Raw genomic sequence first — 25,674 nt, 5'->3', positions numbered from 1 at the left:
TTGATGAAAAACATGAACAAGGCGCTGTTTCTTGCCTGGCTGGTGATATATACTTTTCCGATTCAGACCGCGTTTTCGCAAAATACTAGCACGGGATCCGTCAGCCTTAAAATTCCGCCAGCACCGGATAATCCTAGGAATAGCGAGGGCGACTTTGCAACGCTGAAAGACGGCAGCATCCTTTTCATTTATACACGGTTTACAGGGAAATCGGCCAGCGATTATGCAGCGGCCTATCTGGTAAGCCGGACGTCTTCAGACGGTGGAAAAACATGGTCGAAAGATGACAGGCTGGTGGTAGAAAACGAAGGGGGGATGAACATTATGTCAGTGTCCCTGCTCAGGCTCAAAAGTGGTAAACTGGCTTTGTTTTATCTGCGTAAAAACTCGGTGTACGACTGTAAGCCTATGATGGGGATATCTTCTGACGAGGGCAAAACATGGGGCAAGCCATCTTCGTGCATCGACAGAACGGAGTATTATGTTTTGAATAATGACAGGGTGATCCAGCTCAAAAGCGGTCGCCTCCTTATGCCCGTAGCTTTGCACAAAACAGAGCGTGGTAAGGATGATATCAACCAGCAAGGGATGTTGTACTGCTACTATTCTGATGATGAAGGCAAAAGCTGGCAACCGTCTGCACAGGTGCGCAATAACAGCAAAATGATCACTCAGGAGCCGGGCGTGATCGAGCTGAAAGACGGCCGCGTGATGATGTTCGCCCGGACCGACAGCGGCGTACAACAGGTTTGCTATTCCAAAGACAAGGGCAAAACATGGAGCGACATTGAACCGAGCAAAATTGCATCGCCTGTATCACCTGCTTCCATCGCCCGCATACCGGCTACCGGCGATCTGCTGCTTGTCTGGAACAATAATGATGGCAGCATTCCGGCTACAAAAGGCAAAAGGACACCCCTGACCACAGCTGTTTCGAAAGACGATGGGAAAACCTGGGAGCATCTTAAAAATATTGAAGAGGACCCTTCCGGCTCCTTTTGTTACACAGCCATTCATTTTACTAAAAACGACGTTTTACTCGCCTATTTCGACTGGGCGACCACGCAGATTACAATTCGCAACCTAGAAACAAAAGCCCTTTACAAATGAGATCAATATTCAAATCAATATGTTTTGCCTGTGCGGCATTGATGTTTTTTTCGGGAGAAAATGCATTTTCCCAAAATAACAAATTCCAGAACCTCGCGCTTCAGCTCGCTCCCGGGCACGACAACCCCCGTAACAGTGAGGGTGATTTTATTACCCTGAAAGACGGACGCATTTTATTCATATACAGCCGGTACACAGGGAAATCCACCAGTGACCATGCCCCGGCGTATCTGGCAGGCCGTTATTCTTCGGACGGGGGTAAAACCTGGACCAATGAAGACCGGCTCGTGGTGGAAAGAGAGGGTGATATGAACGTCATGTCCGTATCGCTGCTGCGGTTGAAAAACGGGAAAATAGCAATGTTTTATCTCAAAAAGAACTCAGAAACCGACTGTATCCCTTTGATGCGGATCTCGGAGGATGAAGCTAAAACATGGAGCGCCGCCACCCCCTGCATTACCGACCGCAAAGGTTATTTTGTACTGAACAACAACCGGGTGATTCAGCTAAAAAACGGGCGCCTGCTCATGGCAGTGGCGTTGCACAGCTCCATTGACGGAAAATGGCAGAACAAGGCGGACCTGTACAGTTACTTTTCGGATGATAACGGAGCGAGCTGGAAATCGGGTAAGCAAGTGCCGAACAGCACCAAAATCATAACGCAGGAGCCCGCAGTAATAGAACTGAAAGATGGCCGGATTATGATGCTTATCCGCAGCGACAGCGGTGTACAGCAATTATCCTATTCTGCTGACAAAGGCGTGACCTGGAGCCATATCGAATCGAGCACGATTTACTCGCCGGTTTCACCTGCATCCATCGCCAGGATACCTTCAACAGGCGACTTGCTGTTGGTCTGGAACAATAACAAGATTAAGGAAGAAGGCTGGCACGGAGGCGCAAGGACGCCGCTTACGGTAGCCATTTCAAAAGATGAAGGCAAGACCTGGGAACATGTCAAAAATATCGAAAGCGACCCTGACGGCTGGTATTGCTATATCGCCATTCACTTTACCAAAAACGAAGTTTTGCTGGGTTACTGTGCCGGGAGCCAGGCGGCCAAAACACATTTATCGGTCACAAACATCACGCGGCTGACCCAGAAAGGGCTTTACAAATAATCATTCGGGATCGCATGAATTCGAGAAGGAAATTTTTGAAAACGGCCGGTATTGGAGCGGCTGCCCTTGGGCTCGGGACACAGCAAATGGCCATGGCGCTTCATCCTGAAAAAACGGGCGACAATACTGATACATTACCGGACCTCGAACGGGTGAAGGAACTGCTCGCTTCGCAAGAACCGCATATCTGGCTCTTTACAGGCGATAGCATTACCCACGGCGCAAAACATACCAAAGGTTACCGGTCCTATCCCGAAATTTTCGGAGAGCGCCTTCGTTGGGAGCTCAAAAGAATGCGCGACGTTGTGATCAATACTGGTATCAGCGGAAATACGACTGTGAATATACTGTCTGATTTTGAATGGCGGGTGAGCCAGTTCAGGCCGGCAATGGTTTCGCTCATGATCGGTACCAATGATTGTGCCAAAAAGGAGATGACGGCCGATTTGTACCAGAAAAACCTGGAACGCATCGTTACAAAAATCCGCGATATAGGCGCTGTGCCGATTTTTCATACACCCAACAGCATTATCGCTGAAAAAGACCCTAGCCGTAGCAAGTTATCTGATTATATGCCCTTTATGCGGCAGGTCGCAGATGAAAAAGGCGTGATACTGGTTGATAATTACCAGTACTGGGAGGACAGCCGCCTCAATAATGCTGCGAATGTGTACCGCGACTGGCTCAATGACCCGATCCACCCAGGTGAAACCGGTCACCAGGAAATAGCGCGTCTGATGTTTAAAACCATTTCCATTTTTGATCCGCAGGAACCTACATGCGGGGGCGGGTATTATGAAGGAGAACACTAATCCAATCAGGGCCAGACACATTGGTTCCGGGCAACCGGGTCCGCGGGTATTGATTACCGCGGGGGTACACGGGGACGAGTACGAACCGATGCTTGCGACGCTGGAATTGCTGGAAGAACTGCCCGCAAAAATCTGCAATGGCAGTGTTACCATTGTGACCGTTGTCAATGAAAGTGCTTACGGATCGGGCAGCCGCTATGGCGAAGACGGACTCGATTTGGCGAGGGTTTGTCCCGGCAATATCCACGGATCGGATACAGAAATGGCGGCTGCCCGAATCAGCGAACTCATTCATCAGGCCGATTATCTGGTAGATATGCATACGGGCGGATTGATGTACGACATCGCTGCATTGGCGGGCTATATGCTCCATACGGATGCTGTTATTCTCGAAAAACAGCAAAAAATGGCGCTGGCATGCAATCTTCCGATAGTTTGGGGAACTGACGCCCGGCCCGAAGGGCGGACCCTTTCGATTGCCCGGGACGCTCGCATCCCTGCCATTTACCTGGAATATGGTGGAGGGACCGGTACGCGCCCGGAGGTTGTGAAAGCATACCGCGCCGCAATCATCAATATATTAAGATACCTGAAAATGATCCCCGGGCCTGTAATCGGAGGGGAGCCGGACAGCAGGTTCTGGGTGGAAGATCACCGGACCGACAGCGGATATTTGCAGGGGAAAATGCCCTCACCTGCAGATGGCGTATTCGTGGCTGAAATTGCCCCGGGCGAAATGGTGAAAAAAGGCGACCGATGGGGCAGGATCATTGATCCGTTTACAGGGGAATCCGCTGACGTCTTTGCAGATATATCGGGTTTGGCATTTTTACAAAGAACATTGGTGAGAGTAAGAAAGGGCGATGCGCTGGGTGGCATATTGCCATTGGGGCAACCAGGCAAAAAGGTGATATATGAATAATCAGAAAGTAGTAATCATTACAGGTGCAGCCCGCGGGATCGGGAAAGCAACGGCTTTGAAATTCGCTGAGAACGGATATGCGGTCACGCTTTGTGATCTGGATGCGGATTCTTTACTGGCGCTATCCGACGAGCTTGAAAAAAAATATGGGACGCAGTGTCTGAGCATCCCGGGCGATCTTTCTGATGATCATTATCTCGAAAGTATTATTCCAAAAACAATGGAGAAATGGGGCGGAGTAGATGTTCTGGTGAATAATGCAGCCTGTCGGACCTTGGAAAGCCTGCGGACGATGGAGATGGAAGTTTGGAAAAAAACCTTGAAAATATGCCTGACCGCTCCGGCTTTTCTAACCAAATGGGCTGCTGCCGTGATGGAGGAAGGGCAAAGCGGAGGCGTGATCGTGAATGTAACAAGCATGATGTCTGAGCGTCCTTCGGGTACGGGTTCCGCCTATATCGCTGCTAAGGGTGCCTTGGAAAGCCTTACCAAAGAATCGGCGGTCACCTATGGAAGAAGTGGTATCCGGGTAGTAGGCATTGCGCCGGGCTATATCGACACGGAGCTCAGCAATGACTATGTTGATCCGGAAGGTAGGAATATCAGCAGTTTGCTGGTCAGTGAAATCACCGATTCCATTCCCCTGGCAAGAGGCGGCAGGCCGGAGGAAGTTGCCGATGCAATTGTGTGGATCAGCTCTGAATCAGCCGCTTATATAACAGGAACTACGCTGCTCATTGACGGCGGTTTTAAACACAATTTTAGTAAATACTCAATCAAGAAATTACAATTCCCCGAAGCGTTTTGAAAACAATCTGGAAATATGAATCGAGGCTTCCCGAAGTAGGAGGCGCTCACAGGGTGCAGCTGGGCGAGGGAGATACGCCCCTGGTGCGATCGAGGTCCGTGGGAAAGATGCTGGGAATTCCCGAACTGTATTTCAAGCTTGAGAACCTGAACCCAACCGGTTCCTACAAAGACCGATTTGCCGCAGTACTGACCACTGAAATGGTTGCGCAGGGGCAAAAAATATGCATAGCCACATCAAGTGGAAACACCGGGGCTGCACTGAGTGCTTACTGTGCTGCCTCGGGCATCCGGTGTGTTCTGGTCGTTGTGGACGGTGCGCCTTTGCCGAAGGTGAAGCAAATGCAATTGTACGGAGCGGATATTTATATGGTGAAGGATTTCGGGAAAGATCCTCAGGTGACAGCCAATGTGTTTGATCAGCTTGAAAAACTTTGTGCACAGCAACGCATTCCATTGCCTATCAGCGCCTACCGGTATTGTCCCTCGGCCATGCAGGGCGTGCAGACAATCGTTTACGAAATCCTCGAAGAGCTTGAAAATCCCGGGCACATTTTCGTCCCGGCCGGTGGGGGGGGGCTTACGCTGGCCATCTGTAAAGGTGCTGAAATTGCGGCTACGAATGTAAAAATCAATTGTGTGCAGCCGGACGGCAATGATACTATCGCTTCGGCTTTGCGCCATAACAGAACAACAGCTAATGCTGTAAGTGCTTCCACCACAAAAGTGAGCGGCCTTCAGGTAGCGAGTGTGATCGATGGGGACCATGTGATTGAAAGGTGCAGGAACTCGGGTGGGAACGGATACACGGTTAAAGATGCAGACATTTTCAAATGGCAAAAAACACTTGCACAGACGGAGGGTATTTTCTGCGAACCCGCAGGTGCAGTAGCACTGGCGGGTCTCGAAAATGCATTGATACGAAAAGAAATAGATCCCGGAGAGTCGGTAGTATGCCTGGTGACAGGCAGCGGGTTCAAAGACATGGGATCGGTAGATACATTTTTCAATTTACCTAAGGTTGGTATCGCCGACCGTCAGGATTTCATCCAAACAATTCAAACTTTTTTTTAACACCAATATGATGAGTGAACCGAGCAATATTTTTCAGGGCTTATGGCCTGCGTTATTTACGCCTGTAAATCCCGACGGTACATTTAATCCGAAAGAACTCGAAAAACTGATCGAGCTGCTGATCAAACAGCAGGTCGACGGATTGTATCTTTTGGGATCGACGGGCCAGGGATTTCTTTTCAGCGAGAAAGAAAGAATGGAAATCACCCGAAAAACGCTTGAAATTGCTGATAAGCGCATTCCTGTGATGGTGCAGGTGGGTGCGCTCAATACCGAAGAGTCCATCCGGCTTGCCAAAGATGCCGCCAGCCATGGCGCAGACGGCATATCTTCTGTAGGGCCTATCTATTATGGCGCTTCTGCTGATATGGCATTTGAACATTACCGCCGTATTGCGCAAGCTACCGACGTGCCATTTTTTCCATACCAGATCGGCAGCGCGGCCAATCATCAGGTGATCGACAGGCTGCTGGATCTTCCGCAGGTGCACGGCATGAAGCTTACCACTGATAAAATGCTTGAAATCAGCACGATCAAAAACCGGGCTGGCGACAAGTGGAAACTGTTCAGCGGGGCCGATGAACTCATGTGCCAGGCAGCACTCTGCGGTACGGTCGGAGCTATCGGGACGAGCTACAACCTTTTCGGGCCAACATGCAAGCATATACGGGAGACATTTCTAGCAGGAGAAACGCAGCATGCTATGGATTACATGCTTACCTTTCAAAAATTCATTGAAACCATCATTCCGGTAATCTGGTCGTTCTTCAACCGTGCGATGTACCTGCGTTATGACATTACAATCGGAGAACCTAAGCCGCCGCTTCTTGCCAAGGTGCTTCCTTGGTCGGACGAAGAAATAATTGGTATGACTGAGGAAATAGAAAGCTTTTATACACCGGTAAGTTGATTTTTTTAACTGAATGAAAAACACAGGTGAGATATCCGTCAATAGACCTCTTTTTTATCCCTGGCTGGTCGTGGCACTGCTTTGTGTGGTAGGTTGCCTCAACTATCTGGACAGGATGATGATCACGACAATGCGTGGCTCCATATTGGAAGCAATACCTATGTCGGATACCCAGTTCGGGTTACTGACTTCGGTTTTTCTCTGGGTATATGGACTGCTAAGCCCGTTGGCCGGTTTTCTGGCAGACCGTTTCAGCCGCAGCAAAGTGATCATCGGCAGTTTATTTGTATGGTCGCTCGTTACCTGGCTCACGTCCAGGGCCACTTCGTTTGAAGAATTGCTGCTGACGCGGGCACTGATGGGAGTCAGCGAGGCATGTTACATTCCTGCCGCGCTGGCACTTATCATGGATTACCATCGTGACAAAACGCGGTCGCTGGCTACTGGTATTCACATGGGCGGGATCATGGTCGGCCAGAGCCTTGGATTTATAGGCGGCTGGCTTGCAGAAAATCATTCCTGGACATTCGCTTTCAGCATCTTTGGAATAATCGGGATCGGGTATGCACTGCTGCTTGCTGTTACCTTGAAGGATATTGGTAAAACAGATGACACCAGGGCTGCTGGCTCCCGGCCTCCAATCGGTTTTGGTGATGCTGTCAGAAACCTCTTCGGGGGGAAAGACTATATTCTGGCGATCATTTACTGGGGATTGGTCAGCATTGTGGGCTGGATAGTCGTTGGCTGGTTACCCACTTATTACAAGGAACATTTCAACCTTTCGCAAAGTATGGCCGGTGTATATGCAACCGGGTATTTTCACACCGCTTCCCTGGCGGGCGTTTTGCTGGGCGGTTTTCTGGCCGACAGGTGGAGCCGTAAAAATCCAAGAGGCCGGATGCTCGTGCCGCTATACGGGCTGCTGATAGCCGCACCGGCTATTTACCTGGCCAGCGGCACCGGCATATTACCCGTCGCAATTGTCTGTTTTATGGTATATGCGCTTACCCGGACTTTCACCGATGCCAATATGATGCCGATCCTCTGCCTGATCACCGACGCGCGGTATCGGGCGACTGCTTACGGAATACTCAATTTGTTCAGCTGCATAGTAGGCGGCCTTGGGATTTACGCTGGCGGGGTTTTAAGGGATGCAAATGTGGATTTGAACAACATGTTCCGGGTGGCTGCCGCTATTTTGCTTGCATGTGTGGCGGTGATGTATTTCATCCGTCCCGATCCTAAAAAGGCATCTTCTGAATTTAACTAAATAAATAATATATGGATTTACAGGAACTTAAAGACAAACTGTACGTGGCCGTGATATCGGACGTGCTCGATCAGATTGGGTACACGCACCAGGCTACCCGTACAACTTTTCATGCCTTTACCGGTATTAATAAAATGATTGGCCGCTGTAAAACAACGCTTTGGGCTGATATGTACGATGAGGACAAAAACCCTTACGAGCTGGAATTGCAGGCCGTAGATTCCTGCCAGCCGGGCGATGTTCTGATCTGCGCCGCAGGAGGTTCCAACCGTTCCGGGATATGGGGAGAGTTGCTTTCCACGGCAGCGCGCAACTCGGGTTGCCTCGGGGTGATCGTACATGGTGCGGTTCGGGATATTGATAAAATGCGCGACATGCAGTTCCCTGTTTTTGCCGTCGGTAAAAATCCTTACGACAGTGCCAACCGCCAGCGGGTGATCGATCTGGATGTGGTGGTGGAAATTGACGGCGTGAAATTTTCGCCGGGCGATCTGGTAATGGCCGATGAAGACGGGATCGTAGTGGTACCGCAGCAGGTGGAAGAGCAGGTGATCAAAGCCGCGCTTGAAAAAGTATCCGCCGAAAATATTACAAGGGATGCAATTAAAAATGGAATGAAGGCTACAGAAGCCTATCAAACATACGGAGTACTATGAGCAAAAAAACAGTAATCAGCAACGGTAATGTTCCCAAAAGTCCATTGCCGTTTTCGCCTGGCATTATTTCGGGCGATTATCTTTTTGTTTCTGGACAGGCGTCGGTGGACCATAGCGGAAGTATTGTCAACGACACGTTCGAAGGCGAATGCAGACGGTCTTTTGACAATCTCAAAAGGATCGTGGAAGCAGCAGGCGCCAGTCTGGACGATGCGGTGCAGGTCAGGAATTATGTCGGTAAACAAGAATATCTGGCTGAATTCAATGCGATCTACCGTGAATATTTCAACGAACCATATCCTGCCCGCACCACACTGATCGGTTGTCTCGGAGAGCTTTTGAAGTTTGAAGTGGACGTGGTTGTCAATGTAGGGAAGTAAATAGTACTAAAAAACAACATAACGCCACCTAGGAGTTACCCATCGATGCCTATGCATTATTCTGTCGAGAAAATTTTGGATCTGCCATTTTATACAGAAGGCCCCGTGGCAGAAGGAAGTGGTGACTTTTTCTTTACAACGTTGACCGGTGGATTCGTCGGAAAAACAGACAAGCGGCAAGCATATTCCGTTTGGGCGGAAGCTGCATGCCCAAACGGACAGGTTAGGTTGTATGACGGTTCGCATTTGGTATGCGACAGTAAGGAAGCTGCGGTTAAATGTTTTGACAGGTCAGGGAATTTTATTGAAAATAAGGTACAAGGTATTTGTGCCGGTGTTGAGGTCCATTGTCCGAATGACCTGACCGTCGATGCTGCAGGAAATATATATTTCACCGATTCGGTCAGGGACACGGGGAAAGTTTTTTTTCAGGGGCTGGATGGAAAAGAGATTGTCGTGGCTGAAAATATGGACTACCCCAATGGTCTGGTGCTTTCCAAAGACGGAAAACAGCTCTTTGTGGCCGAAAGCTATCAAAACAGGATCGTGCAGATTCCGCTGATTCAACCGGGAGTGGCGACTGGAAGGCCTGAGGTTTTTGCGGATTTACCCGCTAATTTATCAGGAGAGATTGCTGATAACCTGCCCGACGGGCTGGCTATGGACCAGGAAGGGGACCTGTGGGCAGCCCATTACGGGATGGGGATGGTACAGGTAATATCTTCAAGCGGGGAATTACTCTTTTCCATCCACACAACCCTGCCACTGACCAGTAACCTGTGTTTTGTCCATGAAAACAAACGGACCAAAACAATATTGGTGACCGGTGGCTACGGAGAACCGGGTCCCGGGGCGGTTTTGCAGATCGCGGTATATTTATAACCGTTAAAGTAATAATAATGAGCAGGTTTTTAAAGTGTGGTTTGTTGCTGATTTGTATGTTGAACGGATTGAAAACAATGGCCCAGCCAGGTGTTGAATGGAATGAACTTCCCGCGCTGCCGGGGGGTAGGGGATGGGCGGGTATGTACGCCGGTGTTAGCAATAACACCTTGATATGTATGGGCGGAGCTAATTTTCCAGATAAATTTCCCTGGGAAGGTGGGCTGAAAAAATGGTACAGCGACATTTATATTCTGCATGATGGAAAAGAATGGATCAAAGCCCAGCAAAAACTGTCGGTTCCTGCCGGATATGGCGTGGCAGTTTCGTATCAGAACAAAATGATTGTTGCGGGTGGAAGCAACTCGGAGGGACATCTGAGTAGAGTTTTGGGATTTGAGTGGGACGATGACAAACTGATCACATCGGAGTATCCGCCTTTACCCGTGCCGCTGGGGAATACGGCCGGCACGCTCATGGGCGATGTGTTCGTGATCGTGGGAGGAAGCAGCTCGCCTACCGGGCAGCCTCTGAAAAAATGCTTTGTACTGGATCTCAGGAACCCGGCGAAAGGCTGGTCGGAAGTGAATGCCTGGCCGGGGCCCGAGCGCATTTTTCCGGTGTGTACCGTTTTTGACGGTCAATTTTACATGTTCGGAGGCGAGACCACCGGTTTGAACTCAAAAGGAGAGAAATACCGGGCTATCCTGCTGGACAGCTATCGGCTGAGTTTGCACAAGACAAATGACAACTGGGCGGCAAGCTGGGAAAAGCTGGCACCTATGCCGCGGGGAATGTCGGCCGGAGGGACGGTATTACCGGTTCTGAGAAACGACCGCTTTCTTTTCTGGGGTGGGGTAGATGCCGTAACAGCTTTACATAAGGCCCCGGCAACCCATCCCGGTATCATTGACAATCTCCTTTATTATTTCCCGCAAACCGATAGTTGGGAATACATTGGCAAACAAAGCAGTATACCCTCCCGGGTAACGCTTCCGGTTGTTTTCTGGAAGGGGCTCTGGGTATATGTGAGCGGCGAAATCAAGCCGGGAATCCGCACACCAACGGTCATCGGCGTAAAGTAAATCGTAATCTGATTTTTAAATCAATGAAATATACTGCGTTCAAGGCATACCGGTTTTCCGCATTGACGCTGGGAACTGCACAACTCGGCCTGCCCTACGGCGTGTCCAACCAAACGGGAATCCCCGCTCCCGAAGAGGCTAATGCAATGCTGGCGTATGCAACGGAATTGGGGATCAATACTTTTGACACCGCCCGGACCTATGGATATTCGGAAAATGTGCTGGGAGGTTATATAGAGAAGCATGAACCGGGCCAGTCTCATGTAGTTTCCAAATTCAAGATAAGTCGGGAAAACCTGATGGATCAGGAGCGCGCCTGGCGAGAAGTATCGGCCAGCGTGATGACATCTCTCAATACGCTGAAAATTCCCCGGTTGCCGGTCTGTCTGCTGCACAAAGGCGTCGAGCCGATGGAACAGGTGATGAAGGTTCTGCCTGAAATTTTGCAACGGCTCAAATCGGAGGGCCTGATTGATATAGGGGGTATTTCGGCCTACTTCCCTGACGATATCCCCTATTTCCTTGAAGACCCGGATGTGGAAGCTGCGCAGGTCCCTTTGAATATTTTCGATCAAAGGCTCATCCGTGACGGTTATCTCGATCGCTTACATGCAAAAGGAAAACTCGTTTTCGTGCGCAGTGTGTTTTTACAAGGCCTGTTTTTCATGCATCCGGAACAACTGACCGGTGTTTTGCAAAAGGCAAAGGATCATCTCAGGCAGCTCAAACATTTGGCTGAACAGGGGGGAATGTCCGTAGCACAGCTGGCCTTCTCGTTTGTGCGCGATCTCCCGGCCGTGGATAGCATTGTGGTGGGAGCGGTAAACACACAGCAAGTAAGTGAAAATGTCAATTTGATGAATGGTCCTGTCATTCCCGGGGAAATTTTGGCTGGCATTGCCGAGGCTTTTCTGCACGTGGACGAAGAAGTGATTACACCCGGATTATGGAAACTTTAATTTTATCTGAAATGAACAATCTGTTTGGCCTGACGAATAAAATAGCAATTGTCACCGGCGGCTCCGGTTTCTTCGGCGCACCCATTTCTACTGGGCTTGCAGAAGCAGGCGCGCAGGTGATCATAGCATCCCGCGATGCAGCAAAATGTGATCAGTTTGCCCGTACGATCCGCGAAAAAGGCTTACTGGCGGAAGGTATGCAGCTTGATCTGGAAGATGAGAAATCGATCATTTCTTTTGTGAAGAACGTACAGGAGCGCTTTGGTCGAATTGATATACTTGTGAATAATGCGGTTTCCAGGGAAGGATTCAGTGACCTGGGACAAATGGAAAAAGAAAGCTGGGAGCGGGCGCAGCGCGTCAATTCCACCGGCCTGATGCTCGTTACACGGTCTGTGATCAGTGTTATGCGCGAACAGGGTTCAGGGAATGTCATCAACATCGGGTCCATTCAAGGTGCGGTTGGTCCTAACTTTCCGGTATACGGAGACACCGGCATGACCAGTCCGGTTAATTATACTTATGATAAATGGGGTATGGTGGGTTTTACAAAATGGCTCGCCAACTACTATGGGAAGTACAACATACGGGCCAACTGCATCAGTCCAGGCGGCTATGGTCCGGGGGTATCGCAGCTGCAAGGGAGAGAAGAATTTGTCGAGAATTATAAACGTCTGACACCCTTAGGCCGTTTCGCGAATGATGATGATATCAAAGGTCCCGTGGTGTTCATGGCCTCGGAAGCCTCCTCGTTTATAACCGGCCAGAACTTGCTCGTGGACGGTGGCTGGACGAGTTGGTGAGGACATGCCCGGGTAGGTTTGAATATGGAAGTTATGGATGGTGAAAAAGATATACGATTATTATATCTAATGTTGCTGAATCAGGATCACAAATTATTACGATGTCAAAAAGAATAGCACTGCTGGGCATTTATCACGAGTCGAACACCTTCGCTGAAAACCCGACTACCCTGATTAATTTCCAGAAAGGACATTCGCTGACTTGGGCGGATATCAGGAAGGAATACCAGCACGCCCATCATGAAGTAGGAGGAATGATAGAGGTGATTGACCGGGCAGGAATGGATCTGGTGCCCGTAGTTTTTTCGGAGGCCACCCCGGGCGGAATCGTCTCTGCGCAGACGTACGCTACTTTACAGGCCCAAATGATGGATTTGTTGGAAGAGATACTGCCCGTAGACGGCGTCCTCGTTGTACCGCATGGCGCTGGCGTGAGCGAAGATTTTCCGGATATGGACGGCCACTGGATCCGTGCAATCCGGGATAGGGTGGGGCCCGGCATACCGATCGTCGGCTCTCTCGATCTGCACGCCAACGTAAGCCCGCTGATGGTCAATTCCGCAGATGCCTTTGTGTCGTACAAAAAAAACCCGCACATAGACCAGTGGCAGACAGGAAAGGCGGCCGCCGAGATCATGGTCGGAATGCTGGAAGGGAATGTACAACCGAAACAAATCCTTGTGCAGGTGCCGCTTGCCATTAGTATTGAACAGCAATTTACCAGCAATGAGCCCTGCAAAAGCCTTTATGCCTTAGCCGCTGAACTTTCGGAAACGGAAGGTATTTTGTCCATCAGCATACTCCTCGGATTTCCCTATGCAGACGTGGCTGAAATGGGCACCTCGCTCATCATTGTTTCCAATAATGACCCGGACCTCGCTTTACAAGTGGGCAAAAGGCTTGAAACCTATATTCTTGATAACCGCGCTAGTTTTGTAGGAACAAAAAATGATATTGCCACCAGCATCCAAATGGTTGCTGACAGGGAGAAACCTGTGTTGCTGCTGGATATGGGAGATAATATAGGTGGCGGCAGTCCCGGCAACAATATCTGCCTGCTGGAAAGCCTGGAAGCTGATGCCACCCTCAAATACTTCGTATGCATTTACGATCCCGCAGCAGTACAGGCAGCATCAGGTTACCAGCCTGCTGACACGTTCGACTTACCGATAAAGGGAACAGGCAAAGACGGTTTAAAAGACCTTCTATTCACCGTTTCCCTGCTTAGGCTCTCTGATGGACACTTTACGGAAGACAATCCGAGACACGGTGGGCAGGTCAATTATTATATGGGAAAAACCGCCGTTGTGTCAAGGTCCAATGGCAGTGTAATCATGCTCACATCTTTGCGTGTGCCGCCATTCAGCCTGGGTCAGCTTACGTCTTGCCAAATCGATCCCCAATCATTTGACGTGATCATCGCCAAGGGGGTGATTGCGCCCATTGCAGCTTATGAGCCGGTTTGTCGCTCGATCATTCAGGTCAATACACCCGGTGTTACGCAAGCGGATATGACGATGTTCACTTATAAGAACCGCCGCAAACCGCTTTTCCCTTTTGAAGATCCGTAATGTCTAATTCAGTCATTAACGATCATGATTTGAAATTAAGCAAACCGCTTACCGTTGTGCGTTGATTTTGCTTGCCTGTCTGTAATGCGCAAGTAAAAGACAAACACCATATTGTCGAAGCGCATTTTCAGAATGCAGGGAATTCGCAACTATCTGGACGGTAACACTTCCGTCAGTGGGCTACCCGTTTTGTCTTTTTTGTACAGTGATTTTACGTATGCCAGAAGGAGCTGGCATACGTAATTGCCTTGGCGGCACGGTTCAGGTCGTTTATAACTCCGACATACATGAGCAAAATGTCCGAATAGCACACATTACAGAAATTGTTACCTGCTAGTGAGTGCTGCCGTAACTGGTTATTTGATCCACGACATTACGGCGTCAGGCGTCTCGTCAGGGCTCAATCCCTGCTTAATGCCAAAACGTCCAGGCCGTGTTTGTTTCAAAGCCTGTTTGTAAATAGAGTTTGCGTGTTCCTGGTCGACCTCTTTTTCCGTGGCTGTAATGGGGTTAATCAGTAACAATCCCTGCGCAGATAACACCTCAACCAAATCAGGGAGATCGTATCCGGCGAGCGCACCGGGTACTGCTGAAAGTGCAAACTTCGCCTTGTATAGTCTTTCCTCAACAATGGACTGGTATGAGATCAGCGGCCGAATCAGCACCAGTTTATTGAACGGATTGGCGATGGCGGCCGCATGCAGCAGATCAGATGTGAGCGTTCCCACAGCTGCACCGGTGATCATTGTTTTTGGAGTGCCCGATTTTTGGATAAAATCTGCCAGGATCACGATCTCTTCCGTCCTGGTCGCAAGCAGGCTTTTGTGAGTCAAAACACCAGTAAACCACAGATTTAATGGGACTTCGTCAATCACAGAATCACCGCCTTTTAGAAAGCCGCTTCCAAGTTCCCCGGTACCGCTCAGATCCGGGACTACCACTTCATAGCCCTCTCTGGCAAGCCGATCAGCAAGTTTATCTTTTTGCACAGCCTCCGTTTTACCTCCTTCATTCAGTAAAAGCACCGTTTTGCCAGAAGCTTTTTCAGGTTTCAGCCAAAGAACGGGAATGTAGTAACCGCCGCTTCCTTTAACCAGATATTTTTCAATGGCGTAATTTGACCGGTGCATCCGCCCGGAAAAGACCACGTCAGTCTTACCGCTGAACTTTTTAAATCCGGAAATTGAGATCACCTTCTTTTTTAGATCCGCATGGAAATCGGCAGTTTGCTTCCGGTTGTTTTGTCTCTTCTGGGCAAGTTCCTTCGCATATTTTTCATTTAAGGAAAACATACTTTCGCCTTTCAGGAATGGGATCACCCGTCCTTCCGGCGAAGCGTGCAATTCTTTGTCCGTGAGGATTTCCACTTTCAGGTCGGTCGGACTGCCGGGATTGTTCAGGTATTTTTGAAAAAAGGCATACGTAGCCTCCCTGTTTTTAAGCGTTGAAGCGTGCCCGGCATCATCTTCTGTCATCTGAATCTGCTCCGCTTTTCCGAAAGCCTGATAGGCTTTTTTCGTTTCATGATAACTGTCCCTCGCACCCTGAATCGCAAACATATCTCTCGTTGTAGCGACGATCAGTGCTGGTTTCGGCGCGCGCACTTCCAGGAAATCTGCCATATCAATGCCGTTTTCCAGCCCATACATAAGGTTTTGCTCGGCATCCTGCGGGCCATTCGATCTAATCAGTTTATCGAAAGTAGTGATGTAGCATTCCGGGGCGGCCGCTAAGATCCGGTCGTCCATGGCAGCAATGTAGGCAGTCTGCGTCCCGCCGCCAGACCTGCCTGCAATGCCTATGCGCGCAGGATCGACTTCTTTCCGGCTCAGCAAATAATCCACGGAACGTATGCCATCCCAGATGAAATAGTTGGCTGCCGGCAGTCCCGCAATAAACGTCTGGGCTCCGGCGTAAGAATGCTCACCGGTGGCACCCTTTTTTAACTCATCAGGCTGGTACTGAATGCGTTCTCCTTGTCCGATCGGATCGAAGGCGAGCACAATGAACCCCTTTTTAACATAGTTCAGGATCATGTGCTGATAGGCTTCACTCCGGAAACCGTTCTCGGCATGCCCGCTGCAAAATATGATGGCAGGCGCTTTTTCCTGTCTTTTATCAGGAATAAACATTGCCGCAGTCACATGATAGCCCGGGCGGGATTCATAATACAGCTTTTCAACCGTAAAATCCTGCTTTTTCAAGGTTCCGGCAATAACCGGGTTCAATGGTGTTTTTTCAGGAAAAGGGCCAACTGACTTCGCGAGTTTGGCCCGCACTTCCGCCTGGCGCTTTTGCCATTGTTCTTTGGTCGCCAGTGCGGCAATGGCAGCCTCCCGTTTTTCGAGCTGCCCGAATGCACGGCTGCTGAGCTCATTGTAAAAAAGCTGATCGGTGGTTTTTTGATAGTACTTCCAGTAGTTGTAAACCGAAAGATCCTCCTGAGCTGAAACAACGGATGATAAGCCTAGGAAACAGCAGGTAGAAAAAATAAATGCGTTGTATTTCATTGTGTTCAATTTAACCGGACCCTAGTAGCCTGGATTTTGTTCAAGTTTTGCGTTACGCTCAATTTCAGATTGAGGAATAGGCACCAGATGGTTTCGCTCGTTAAAAGACCGGGGCTGAAAAACTTCTACTTTGTAAATTTTCGCGCCTGTGGCCGCATTACGGGTTATTACCATCTTTTTGGCATCCTCATTGTCGGTCGCCATTGCAATCTTCCACCGGCGTACATCGAAGAAACGATGCTCTTCAAACACCAGCTCAATTTGCCTTTCGTGCTGGATCCTTTTCAGCAGATTTGCACCCGTTTCGGTCACTGCGGGCATTTGCACGCTTTCACGGCTTCTTACCTTATTCACATATTCGCGTGCCGTTTTTTCATCACCCAATTGGAACATGGCCTCCGCATAGTTAAGCAGTACTTCTGCATACCGGATAAACACCCAGGGCGTATTGCCAAGATTCGTAGCACTCGGACGGCCAATGGATTCATTGACGAATTTTCTTACACTATAACTGGTAAACGATGCATTCCAGCCCTCCACACCCTCACTGGAATCGGGGCCGCCGGGGAGGTATGAGCCTATTTCCCGGTCCTGCCATTTGGCGCCATCGTACAGAATACAGTCATAAAATCTCGGATCGCGGTTTTCGTATGGGACCTGAGGGTTATAGGCCGGATCTTCTGCCGGCAATTTCCCGCTTTTCAATTCAAAAGCATCCACCAGATTGTGCAGCGGGTTTACCTGCCCGTAGCCACCCGAACCATTTGGAAAGAAATGCAGCTCAATGGAATGCTCCACTTTCTGGTTGTTCCTGAATTGCTGCGACCAGATAATTTCACTGTTGAATGGGGTAAGAAAGAGCGATTTATAGCTTGGGTACAAACTATAAGCATTCATATCGACGACTACTTTTGCCGCGTCCGCTGCTGCTTGCCATTTCACCTTATCGTTGGAAGGATTGTTGAGCGGACTGGCAGCGTACAAAAGCGCCCGGGCTTTCAACGCAAGCGCCGCACCTTTTGTGACACGTCCCACGTTCGCGCCGGTATAAGTTAGCGGCAAAAGGTCACTGGCCTTTGTTAGTTCGTGAACAACGAAATCCGAACATTCCGCATAGGAATTACGCGTTACCGTGAAATCGTCATTTAACTCAAAAACATCGGTGATCAGCGGAACACCTCCGTACAAACTGATTAGTCTGAAATACGCGTAGGCACGCAAAAAAGTGACTTCACCGATCATACGGGCTTTTAGCGATTCGCCAATTGGTGCTCTCTCAATGTTCTTGAAAAATATGTTGCAGTTGGTGACAATCCCGTAAAAGTTACCCCAATGGTCCAGCGCTGTGTTATTTACAGGGGTAAGTTCACCCCGGTTGATCAGATGGTACGTTTCACGGCCCCGGCGATATGCTTCGTCGCTAAGCGGCATCATATAATAATCCACCAGAAACCCATGGCGGACATTATAACACGAATTGACAAATGCCTCGATCAGCTTCTCGTCGCTCCATACGTCCGTCTCGGATATTTTATCCAAAGGCTGCCTTTCCATAAATGATTCGTCGCAGCTGTTTAAAGGGAATAAAACCGCCGCCACGGCAAGACGTTTGAACCAGGTCAGTACACTGTTCTTTTTTATATTATGGTTATTTTTCATGATTTCGGATCAAAAAGAGAGGTTTAGGCCCAGGTTGAAAATCTTCTGCTGCGGATAAAATCCGCCTGTCTCGCTGCTGCCTTCGGGATCGAAATATTTCAGCTTGTCCCAGGTAAACAGGTTTGAGCCGTTCAGGTAAATACGCAGGTTATTAATTTTGACCTTTGACAAAATAGCAGAGGGGATATCATAACCCAGTTCCAGGCTTTTAAGCCTCAGAAAGGTCGCATCCTGCAACCAAAAGGTGGAGCGGTATCCGCTGATCTCGGCCTCGTAAGTCGGCAAAATGGGGTATTTGGAATCCATGCTGCCCGGCCGGTAACGGTTGTCCGCCATTTCCTGCAAGGTATTCCCCGCCAGTCCCGACTGCAGAAAGATGTATTGGTTCACACGGGCCTGTCCCTGGAACAATGCATTCACCGAGAAGTTTTTGTAGCTGGCCCCGGCAGTGAACCCGAATGACATTTGCGGGATATTGGTATACTCCGTCCGGATACGGTCTTTTGCGTCAATGAGCATGTCGTCATTCACATCCCGGTATTGCAGGTCGCCTACTCTCGTTCCCACAGGATGCGCCGAATTGTCGATTTCCTCCTGGGTGCGGTAAATTCCGACCGCGTCGTAGTACAGATTTGTATTCATCGAATACCCGGTCCGCATTTGCCACGGCTGCTGGTTGGCAGGTTCGTCAATGTCTATGATCTTGTTTTTGGCCAGGGACATGTTTGCCGCTAGTCGGTATGCAATTTTCCCACGGCGTTTCTGGTGTGATAACTGCAGTTCAAAACCCTTGTTTTCAACGATACCGATGTTTTCATTCGGAAGGTTGAGGCCGGTATAGGCTGGCACCGATGCATTTCTTGCGGTGAGGATGTTGTTTCTCCTCGTTTTGAAGACGTCCAATTCGATACCCAGCAAGCCTTTCCATAAAGTCGCCTCCAGACCTGCATTCGTGGTCTTCGCTACTTCCCAGGTAATGCCCGGATTAGGGGTAAGTCCGCGGTTAAGCTGTGTGGCAGGTTCTGCAAAATAATAGCCGTCGCCAAAAGCATATGTCGACAAATACTGGAACGCGTCTACCTGGTCATTCCCCATTTTACCATAGGACATGCGCAATTTCAGGTTATCTACAAAGGCCAGGTTATTCTTGATAAAATGCTCTTCGGATAATCTCCATCCCGCTGAAACACCCGGGAAAAACCCATATCGCCGTTCCTTCGGAAAGTTTTGCGAACCGTCGTAACGAAAGTTAAAATCGATCAGGTATTTCTCCTGGAAGTTGTAATTTACCCTACCAAAAAAATTGCGTCTGGCCGTTTCGAAAGCAGTTCCGGAATTGTCTTTATCAGCCACGCCTCCTGCATAAAGCTGGTCGACTGCGCTGCTGAGGTAGTTTCTTCTGAATGCCCAAAATTCGCTCCCAACCGTCTCCGTTTGCTCATATGCCAAAAAAGTGCTCAAATTATGCGCCTGCCAGGTCTTATCATATTTGGCACGCACGTTGAATGTGGTACGGTTGGAAGTAGTAAAAGTTTCTTTCAACGTCGGCTGATTCACAGTCCCGCCCAATCTTTCTGTATAAGTATCCGTTGCGGCATTCCAGTCATATACCTTCCAGGGTTTTTTAAACAATTTATACGGGTTGTAATTGCGATCGTGCGCCACAAATCCATCGGCAGCAAGACCCTCGACCCAGGGGATTTTCACCTCAAAAGAAGCCATAGTCTGGTACATATTGTCTTTCTGACTTTCGTATCCCGCCGCATCAGTAGCCATGATCACCGGGTTTTCACCTCTTTCAATACCGGGTGCAGGCAGTCCATTCGGGTGGTAAGCCGGCAGAAACGGATAATTACGCCAAACCGTCTGGAATATAGAGCCTACGCCCATGGAAGGGAGGATCGACGTTTTGTGGTTGGCCGAAAAGTCGAGGCTTACCCGGATATTTTTGGATAAATTGGCATCAATATTGGATCTGATTATGAAGTTCTTGTAATCGATATTGCTGTTCTTAAGGATGCCGTTCTGGTTTGCGAAGCTGCCTGACACGTAGTATCTGACCTCTTCGCTACCGCCGCGTACCGAGATATTCTGCTGGCTTTGCGTACTGAAATTCTTCAATGCAGCCTTTTGCCAGTTTGTATTGGGATAATTCACCGGGTCACTGCCACTTCTGAACTTCTCGATCTCGTCGGCTGAAAACCGGTTAGCCTGTCCCTGATAATTGAGCATCTCGTTCATGTACTCGGCATATGTAGCGGAATTTGCCATTTTCGCTAGTCTGGTTGGCTGGGAAATACCCTGGTTGACTGTATAACTGATCACTGGTTTGCCGGATGCACCTCTTTTGGTCGTGATCAGGATCACCCCATTTGCAGCTTGCGCACCATAGATCGCGGCAGAAGCATCCTTCAAAACGGAAATGCTTTCGACGTCATTGGGGTTGATCTGCTCAAAGCCGCCGCGCCCCCATACCCCGTCGATCACGATCAGCGGACTGTTGTTACCGAATGTGCTCTGACCGCGGATGAGGATCGAGGAACCACTTCCAGGCTGCCCGGAACGATTACTGGCGATGATTCCGGGTAAATGGCCAGCCAGTGAGTTGGAAAGGTTTACCGACGGATTTTGTTTGAGATCTTCTCCTTTTGTAGTCGCAATGGCGCCGGTCAGCGTTGCCCTGGCTTGTGTACCATAGCCCACCACCACTACTTCTTCCAGCGCTTTGTCATCCACCAGCAAGGTTACATTCACCTTGTCCTGATTGCCCACCGTAACTTCCTGACTCAGATATCCAACAAAGGAAAATACGAGCACAGCATTGGCATCGGGGACTTCCAGCTCAAAATCGCCTGACTCACTGGTGGTTGTACCACGCTGGCTGCCTTTCAGCAAAACGCTCACGCCCGGTAATGTCTCCCCTTTATCGTCCGTAACTCTTCCTGCTATACGTATGTCTTTGGAAGCAGCCTGTGCGGGGATCGGTCTGAATGTTTCTTGCTTTTCCGTTTTTCGGGACAAAACGATCACCGTGTTCCGGCGAATCTCGTACCCGATATTCTTTTCACGCAGAATGAAATCGAGTACCGTTTCCAGGTCTTCATTCTGAAAATCCAGGCTGACCGTTTCTTTGTCATTCAGCAATTCGTTGCTGTAAAATACGGTCAGCCCGGTTTTTTTCTTGATGGCCTGAAAAACTTTCTGGTAGCTGATATTCTTGCCTGAAATCGTTACTTTCTGTTGCTCGTCCAATGCTTGCGCATACGAATGGCACATCAGGATGCACATGAGCGCAAGGCTCAGGTAACGGGCAATGTGACCGGAGAATAACCACCGGTCGGTGGATAAATTTGGTGTCATACGGGTTTAGTGTTTTTCAGTTACTACTTTCAAAACAACTACACCGTTTTGATAAAACCGGGTGAATGGGTCTGGAAGATTTTTTATTTTAAATGCAGTTTCGTACCCTCGAAATGATGACTAATGCCCGAGGTAATTTTAAGATCCGTTAAAAACTCATCGAGCCTTCCTTTTTCCAGCAGACCCGACACCGGATAAACCCTGAGTTGCTCCCGGTCAAAAACCACTTCGATACCGTACCATCTCGCGATGAAGCTGCTTAGTTGTTCGAGGGGTTGATTATGAAAATAGTACAATCCGGCTCGCCAGGACAAAACTTCATCTGCATCAAAACGGTCGATGATCAACTTTTTCCCGGTATTTGCAGTGGCCTCAAAGCCAGGCAGCAAATCTATCGGGCGCTGCTCTCCCGCTCTGATCTGCACCTTTCCTTCGACAAGTGCCGTTTTTACCAACTTTCTATCATACGTGTTTACATTGAAACTTGTACCCGTAACGACCATATCGGCCAGTGAGGTGTGCACGATAAACGGGTGGGACGGGTCTTTTTTTACCTCAAAAAATGCTTCTCCCTCCACATAAACTTCACGGCTGCTTCCTCCGAAATGGAAAGGAAACCGCAATTTCGTCTCAGAATTTAAAGACACTTTTGTTCCGTCGGCGAGCACGATCTCGTAGTTTTCCTTGGCCGGAATGTGCAGCTCGTTCAGCGTTGTTTCCCGGTTTCCTCCCGAATAGGTCAATGTCCCGCTTTTGTTATCAATCCGTACATCTCCCAGTTCCATCGTTTGCGAGCCGTCTTTCGTCAGCGTGACGGCTTTTCCGTTTGGCGTCGTCAAAGTGATACCTGATTCTGCCGGTTTTTCATGCTCGGTTTTTTTTACTTCCCCTGCAAGCTGATCTTGTTTTCTGGGTAAAAAGTACCAGATCGTCGCGATCGCCAGCATGGCTGCGGCCAGCTTGTAGGAAAAATGAAGAATACTGACGGAATTTCTTGGTCGTATTTTCCCTAAATCTTTTTCGGGTTCAATGTTATTTACAAAAGCCTGCATATTCAGCTGTCTGCTTTCCTCTTCCAGCGCCGACCAGATCGCTCGCACGTCACTATCCGTTTCAAGCCACGTTTGCAATTGCACATAATCCTCCTCACTGATCGTCCCCGTCAGGTTTTCGAAGTACAATTGCCGTATGTGCTGATATTGTGAAGTCATTTTTTTAATTTCTCTCTTAAAACCCTCAGCCCGATTTTCAAATGGGTTTTGAGAGAGTTGATACTGATACCCATGACATCAGCTGCGTCACTATATTTTTTATTTTGCAGATAAACCAACTGCAACGCCTCGCGCCTTTGCAGCGGCATGGTGAGCAATGCATCGTGCAAGTTCAAAGGCTCGTTTTCCATCCATTGATCCTCCGTTTCATGCACCTCCCGCGACTGAACAAACATCTCCTGCCTTTTCTGTTCCATGAGCTGTTTCCGTTGCTGGTTCAGACATCTGTTTTGAATAGAACGATATAAGTAGCCCTTCATATCTCCCTCAAGTCCCAGAAACAGCTTTTTTTCCCACATTTCAACGAAGAATAGCTGCACAATATCTTTCGCTTCCTGCTCATCGCGCAATACAGAATAAGCATTGGCGCACAAAAGCTTATAGTACTTAAGAAAAAGCCTGTCAAACGCTGTTATGTCACCGTCTTTCAAAAGAGTCAGTAGATATAAATCCGAGTGATGGTTCAAAATGCAGGGAAATTACAATTTGTCACCATTAAGACTTAGAGATTGGGAATCTACTGGACAGGTGTGATCAGTCGGGTTGGATTAGGTGTTGCCCACAGGCACATGGCGCCTTTGCAGAAAATTAAAATCAGATTGAATTCATGATTATGGATCTTTTCTTACATTTAGTGCCCGTATTTACTCATGAATGTCAAAGCCGGATACCCCTTCCTTAGATGACCAGCTTTTGTGGAATGCCTTTCGGGGTGGCGACGAGATTGCCTTTGGAGAAATAGCAAGGAAGTATTACAAAGGCCTTTTTTCGTACGGAAGCAGATTTTCGGCAGACCGGGAGTTTGTTAAAGATTGTATCCAGGACCTGTTTTTTGAAATGTGGACCCGCCGCGAAACGCTGGGTGATACCGATTTTGTAAAATTCTACCTGCTGAAATCCCTCCGCAGGAAAATATACAGGGAAAGCAACAGGAAAAACTGGATCTACGAAGAAGCAGATTTGGAGTATATCAATGAAAGCGTGGGTGACGCATCCATTGAGCAGCGCATCATTGAGATCGAATCCAGTGAAGAAGAAACCCAGCTCATCAACCAGCTGCTCCACTCGCTTCCAAAACGCCAGCAGGAAGTTATCTATCTCAAATTTTATGAAGACCTTGACAACGAATCCATTGCTCAGGTCATGTCCATTTCCAAACAAGCGGTGGCCAATCTCATCTACCGCTCAATCCGTGAGTTAAAGGACCGCATCTAGTCCCCCCTCAAAAAATTCAAAAAAATATAGGAAGTTTTGGTTATAATCTTTTCCAGCCTGCCTATGTATGTTTGAAAGCCACTCTTATGAACAGCTACGCGGGATATCACGTCGAAGATTTTGTACTGGATGCCGCATTCCAGAAGTGGGTGCGTTACCAAGATCCGGAACAATCCGGGTTCTGGAATCACTACATTCTGACAAATCCCCTGCAGGCAGCCGACATCGAAACCGCCGGAAAGTTGCTCGGTGGAGTTTATAAGCAGTATAATGTTGAAATCAGCGAATCGGAAATCGAAGCCGAGATCACGGGCCTGATCAGCAGGATCAGGGCTGAAAAAGCAATCTGTCCCGGTGAGCCGGTCATGGCAAACGAGTCCGGGCAAACTAGCCGACGACTGTTCCGGTGGTTGAATGCAGCTGCTGCTGTATTGCTGATCTGCGGGCTGGTGTACATGTATTTGCCGAGAGACAAAACAGAATCCGGCGTGACGTCACATGCGCAAAAAGCCGGTTTCATTGAAAAGATAAACGATACCAATGCGGATCAGACCCTTCAGCTCGAAGACGGGAGCATTGTGGTGCTGAAACCGAAATCGAGCCTCGGCATACCGGTACATTTTGACAGCAACACAAGGGAGGTTAATCTGTCGGGCGAGGGCCATTTCAAAATCTCGAAGGATGTAAACCGCCCGTTTCTGGTTTATGCAAATAATCTGGTAACCCGGGTATTGGGGACGAGTTTTATTATAAAGGCATTTAAAGATGCCGGCGAAACCTCGGTAGAAGTGAAAGAAGGAAAAGTATCGGTTTTCAAGAAAGAAGATTTTGTGCTGATTGCCTCAGGACCAAGCAACATTTCCAAGGGAATTGTCCTCACGCCGAATCAGAAAATATTGTTTGAACCGGAAGCAGGTATCCTGACCAAATCGTTGGTGAATGCACCGCAAGTGGTCCCATCGGTTAAAACATCGAACTTCATTTACAGAAATACCCCTGTGAAAGACGTGCTTACCGACATCGAAAATGCTTATCAGGTCGATATTATTTTTGATCCTGAAATGCTGGCGGAATGCACGTTCACGGCGACCCTGTCCAACCAGCCGTTGCTGGAAAAACTGGCCATCGTTTGCGAGACAATCGAAGCCAAATATGAGGTACTGGACGGTCAGGTGATCATATATGGTAAAAATTGCCTCAATTAAGAATATGAAACTATCCTAAACCCTTAATAAAATGAGTAATCCTGTCCTTTACCCATCGTCCTGAATCAGGACGATGCTAGCCTTCTGAACCA

Annotated in this window: 22 protein-coding genes; 17 read left to right on the top strand and 5 right to left on the bottom strand. The window is 48.7% G+C overall.

Annotation, left to right across the window (positions count from 1 at the left end; all coding sequences use genetic code 11):
• The first annotated feature begins 3 nt into the window (after window positions 1-3).
• From LZG74_RS11175 to LZG74_RS11105, 15 genes are all read left to right on the top strand, one after another.
• Window positions 4-1,110: a sialidase family protein gene (locus tag LZG74_RS11175; RefSeq protein ID WP_233796666.1), complete on the top strand. Its 1,107-nt coding sequence runs from the start codon at window positions 4-6 to the stop codon at window positions 1,108-1,110.
• A complete protein-coding gene (locus tag LZG74_RS11170) occupies window positions 1,107-2,231 on the top strand; it encodes a sialidase family protein (protein WP_233796665.1) in 1,125 nt (374 codons plus the stop codon). Before LZG74_RS11175 ends, LZG74_RS11170 begins: the two co-directional genes overlap by 4 nt.
• 14 nt (window positions 2,232-2,245) lie before the next feature.
• Entirely contained in the window at window positions 2,246-3,043 is a 798-nt protein-coding gene (locus LZG74_RS11165) for a GDSL-type esterase/lipase family protein (protein WP_233796664.1), read from the top strand.
• On the top strand, window positions 3,027-3,965 hold the full coding sequence (locus LZG74_RS11160; RefSeq protein ID WP_233796663.1) for a succinylglutamate desuccinylase/aspartoacylase family protein: 939 nt from the start codon (window positions 3,027-3,029) through the stop codon (window positions 3,963-3,965). Before LZG74_RS11165 ends, LZG74_RS11160 begins: the two co-directional genes overlap by 17 nt.
• Window positions 3,958-4,773, top strand: coding sequence for an SDR family NAD(P)-dependent oxidoreductase (locus tag LZG74_RS11155; protein WP_233796662.1), 816 nt, complete (start codon window positions 3,958-3,960; stop codon window positions 4,771-4,773). The genes LZG74_RS11160 and LZG74_RS11155 overlap by 8 nt, the downstream gene beginning before the upstream one ends.
• Window positions 4,770-5,846 (top strand): pyridoxal-phosphate dependent enzyme, encoded by a 1,077-nt coding sequence (locus tag LZG74_RS11150; protein ID WP_233796661.1) that lies wholly within the window; start codon window positions 4,770-4,772, stop codon window positions 5,844-5,846. Before LZG74_RS11155 ends, LZG74_RS11150 begins: the two co-directional genes overlap by 4 nt.
• Before the next feature lie 7 nt (window positions 5,847-5,853).
• Complete coding sequence (locus tag LZG74_RS11145; protein ID WP_233796660.1) at window positions 5,854-6,756, top strand: dihydrodipicolinate synthase family protein; 903 nt, start codon at window positions 5,854-5,856, stop codon at window positions 6,754-6,756.
• 13 nt (window positions 6,757-6,769) lie between these two features.
• Window positions 6,770-8,026 carry an MFS transporter gene (locus LZG74_RS11140; RefSeq protein ID WP_233796659.1) on the top strand — a complete coding sequence of 419 codons (1,257 nt, stop codon included), beginning with the start codon at window positions 6,770-6,772 and terminating at the stop codon, window positions 8,024-8,026.
• A gap of 11 nt (window positions 8,027-8,037) precedes the next feature.
• Window positions 8,038-8,682 carry an RraA family protein gene (locus tag LZG74_RS11135; protein WP_233796658.1) on the top strand — a complete coding sequence of 215 codons (645 nt, stop codon included), beginning with the start codon at window positions 8,038-8,040 and terminating at the stop codon, window positions 8,680-8,682.
• Complete coding sequence (locus LZG74_RS11130; RefSeq protein ID WP_233796657.1) at window positions 8,679-9,062, top strand: RidA family protein; 384 nt, start codon at window positions 8,679-8,681, stop codon at window positions 9,060-9,062. Before LZG74_RS11135 ends, LZG74_RS11130 begins: the two co-directional genes overlap by 4 nt.
• 51 nt (window positions 9,063-9,113) lie before the next feature.
• A complete protein-coding gene (locus tag LZG74_RS11125; protein WP_233796656.1) occupies window positions 9,114-9,944 on the top strand; it encodes an SMP-30/gluconolactonase/LRE family protein in 831 nt (276 codons plus the stop codon).
• 17 nt (window positions 9,945-9,961) lie between these two features.
• Entirely contained in the window at window positions 9,962-11,029 is a 1,068-nt protein-coding gene (locus LZG74_RS11120) for a hypothetical protein (RefSeq protein ID WP_233796655.1), read from the top strand.
• Between the two features lie 23 nt (window positions 11,030-11,052).
• A complete protein-coding gene (locus LZG74_RS11115) occupies window positions 11,053-11,988 on the top strand; it encodes an aldo/keto reductase (RefSeq protein ID WP_233796654.1) in 936 nt (311 codons plus the stop codon).
• Entirely contained in the window at window positions 11,976-12,791 is an 816-nt protein-coding gene (locus LZG74_RS11110) for an SDR family NAD(P)-dependent oxidoreductase (RefSeq protein WP_233796653.1), read from the top strand. The genes LZG74_RS11115 and LZG74_RS11110 overlap by 13 nt, the downstream gene beginning before the upstream one ends.
• A gap of 101 nt (window positions 12,792-12,892) precedes the next feature.
• Window positions 12,893-14,362: a M81 family metallopeptidase gene (locus LZG74_RS11105; RefSeq protein WP_233796652.1), complete on the top strand. Its 1,470-nt coding sequence runs from the start codon at window positions 12,893-12,895 to the stop codon at window positions 14,360-14,362.
• Window positions 14,363-14,718: 356 nt separating this feature from the next.
• On the opposite strand, the gene LZG74_RS11100 is transcribed toward LZG74_RS11105, so the two are convergent.
• From LZG74_RS11100 to LZG74_RS11080, 5 genes are all read right to left on the bottom strand, one after another.
• A complete protein-coding gene (locus LZG74_RS11100) occupies window positions 14,719-16,872 on the bottom strand; it encodes an acetylxylan esterase (protein ID WP_233796651.1) in 2,154 nt (717 codons plus the stop codon).
• 21 nt (window positions 16,873-16,893) lie between these two features.
• A complete protein-coding gene (locus LZG74_RS11095; protein ID WP_233796650.1) occupies window positions 16,894-18,531 on the bottom strand; it encodes a RagB/SusD family nutrient uptake outer membrane protein in 1,638 nt (545 codons plus the stop codon).
• A 9-nt stretch (window positions 18,532-18,540) separates the two neighbouring features.
• Entirely contained in the window at window positions 18,541-21,891 is a 3,351-nt protein-coding gene (locus LZG74_RS11090) for a TonB-dependent receptor (RefSeq protein WP_233796649.1), read from the bottom strand.
• A gap of 83 nt (window positions 21,892-21,974) precedes the next feature.
• Window positions 21,975-23,102, bottom strand: coding sequence for a FecR family protein (locus LZG74_RS11085; protein WP_233796648.1), 1,128 nt, complete (start codon window positions 23,100-23,102; stop codon window positions 21,975-21,977).
• Window positions 23,099-23,629 (bottom strand): sigma-70 family RNA polymerase sigma factor, encoded by a 531-nt coding sequence (locus LZG74_RS11080; protein ID WP_233796647.1) that lies wholly within the window; start codon window positions 23,627-23,629, stop codon window positions 23,099-23,101. Before LZG74_RS11080 ends, LZG74_RS11085 begins: the two co-directional genes overlap by 4 nt.
• 187 nt (window positions 23,630-23,816) lie before the next feature.
• On the opposite strand from LZG74_RS11080, the gene LZG74_RS11075 reads away from it, so the two are divergent.
• The gene (locus LZG74_RS11075) at window positions 23,817-24,377 is read left to right on the top strand and encodes an RNA polymerase sigma factor (RefSeq protein ID WP_233796646.1); all 561 of its coding nucleotides are present in this window, start codon (window positions 23,817-23,819) and stop codon (window positions 24,375-24,377) included.
• Between the two features lie 86 nt (window positions 24,378-24,463).
• Window positions 24,464-25,582, top strand: coding sequence for a FecR family protein (locus LZG74_RS11070; RefSeq protein ID WP_233796645.1), 1,119 nt, complete (start codon window positions 24,464-24,466; stop codon window positions 25,580-25,582).
• Window positions 25,583-25,674 lie beyond the last annotated feature (92 nt).

The organism is Dyadobacter sp. CY327, assembly GCF_021390415.1.
Classification (GTDB): Bacteria; Bacteroidota; Bacteroidia; order Cytophagales; family Spirosomataceae; genus Dyadobacter; species Dyadobacter chenhuakuii.
Note: the sequence above shows the minus strand (reverse complement) of the source record. Positions and strands in the feature narration are given on the sequence as shown.

What these genes read in the sequence shown, in the direction of transcription:
- LZG74_RS11175 (WP_233796666.1), top strand. Translation starts at nt 4, where the DNA reads ATGAAAAACATGAACAAGGCGCTGTTTCTTGCCTGGCTGGTGATATAT.
- LZG74_RS11170 (WP_233796665.1), top strand. Translation starts at nt 1,107, where the DNA reads ATGAGATCAATATTCAAATCAATATGTTTTGCCTGTGCGGCATTGATG.
- LZG74_RS11165 (WP_233796664.1), top strand. Translation starts at nt 2,246, where the DNA reads ATGAATTCGAGAAGGAAATTTTTGAAAACGGCCGGTATTGGAGCGGCT.
- LZG74_RS11160 (WP_233796663.1), top strand. Translation starts at nt 3,027, where the DNA reads ATGAAGGAGAACACTAATCCAATCAGGGCCAGACACATTGGTTCCGGG.
- LZG74_RS11155 (WP_233796662.1), top strand. Translation starts at nt 3,958, where the DNA reads ATGAATAATCAGAAAGTAGTAATCATTACAGGTGCAGCCCGCGGGATC.
- LZG74_RS11145 (WP_233796660.1), top strand. Translation starts at nt 5,854, where the DNA reads ATGATGAGTGAACCGAGCAATATTTTTCAGGGCTTATGGCCTGCGTTA.
- LZG74_RS11140 (WP_233796659.1), top strand. Translation starts at nt 6,770, where the DNA reads ATGAAAAACACAGGTGAGATATCCGTCAATAGACCTCTTTTTTATCCC.
- LZG74_RS11135 (WP_233796658.1), top strand. Translation starts at nt 8,038, where the DNA reads ATGGATTTACAGGAACTTAAAGACAAACTGTACGTGGCCGTGATATCG.
- LZG74_RS11130 (WP_233796657.1), top strand. Translation starts at nt 8,679, where the DNA reads ATGAGCAAAAAAACAGTAATCAGCAACGGTAATGTTCCCAAAAGTCCA.
- LZG74_RS11125 (WP_233796656.1), top strand. Translation starts at nt 9,114, where the DNA reads ATGCATTATTCTGTCGAGAAAATTTTGGATCTGCCATTTTATACAGAA.
- LZG74_RS11120 (WP_233796655.1), top strand. Translation starts at nt 9,962, where the DNA reads ATGAGCAGGTTTTTAAAGTGTGGTTTGTTGCTGATTTGTATGTTGAAC.
- LZG74_RS11115 (WP_233796654.1), top strand. Translation starts at nt 11,053, where the DNA reads ATGAAATATACTGCGTTCAAGGCATACCGGTTTTCCGCATTGACGCTG.
- LZG74_RS11110 (WP_233796653.1), top strand. Translation starts at nt 11,976, where the DNA reads ATGGAAACTTTAATTTTATCTGAAATGAACAATCTGTTTGGCCTGACG.
- LZG74_RS11105 (WP_233796652.1), top strand. Translation starts at nt 12,893, where the DNA reads ATGTCAAAAAGAATAGCACTGCTGGGCATTTATCACGAGTCGAACACC.
- LZG74_RS11100 (WP_233796651.1), bottom strand. Translation starts at nt 16,872, where the DNA reads ATGAAATACAACGCATTTATTTTTTCTACCTGCTGTTTCCTAGGCTTA.
- LZG74_RS11095 (WP_233796650.1), bottom strand. Translation starts at nt 18,531, where the DNA reads ATGAAAAATAACCATAATATAAAAAAGAACAGTGTACTGACCTGGTTC.
- LZG74_RS11090 (WP_233796649.1), bottom strand. Translation starts at nt 21,891, where the DNA reads ATGACACCAAATTTATCCACCGACCGGTGGTTATTCTCCGGTCACATT.
- LZG74_RS11085 (WP_233796648.1), bottom strand. Translation starts at nt 23,102, where the DNA reads ATGACTTCACAATATCAGCACATACGGCAATTGTACTTCGAAAACCTG.
- LZG74_RS11075 (WP_233796646.1), top strand. Translation starts at nt 23,817, where the DNA reads ATGTCAAAGCCGGATACCCCTTCCTTAGATGACCAGCTTTTGTGGAAT.
- LZG74_RS11070 (WP_233796645.1), top strand. Translation starts at nt 24,464, where the DNA reads ATGAACAGCTACGCGGGATATCACGTCGAAGATTTTGTACTGGATGCC.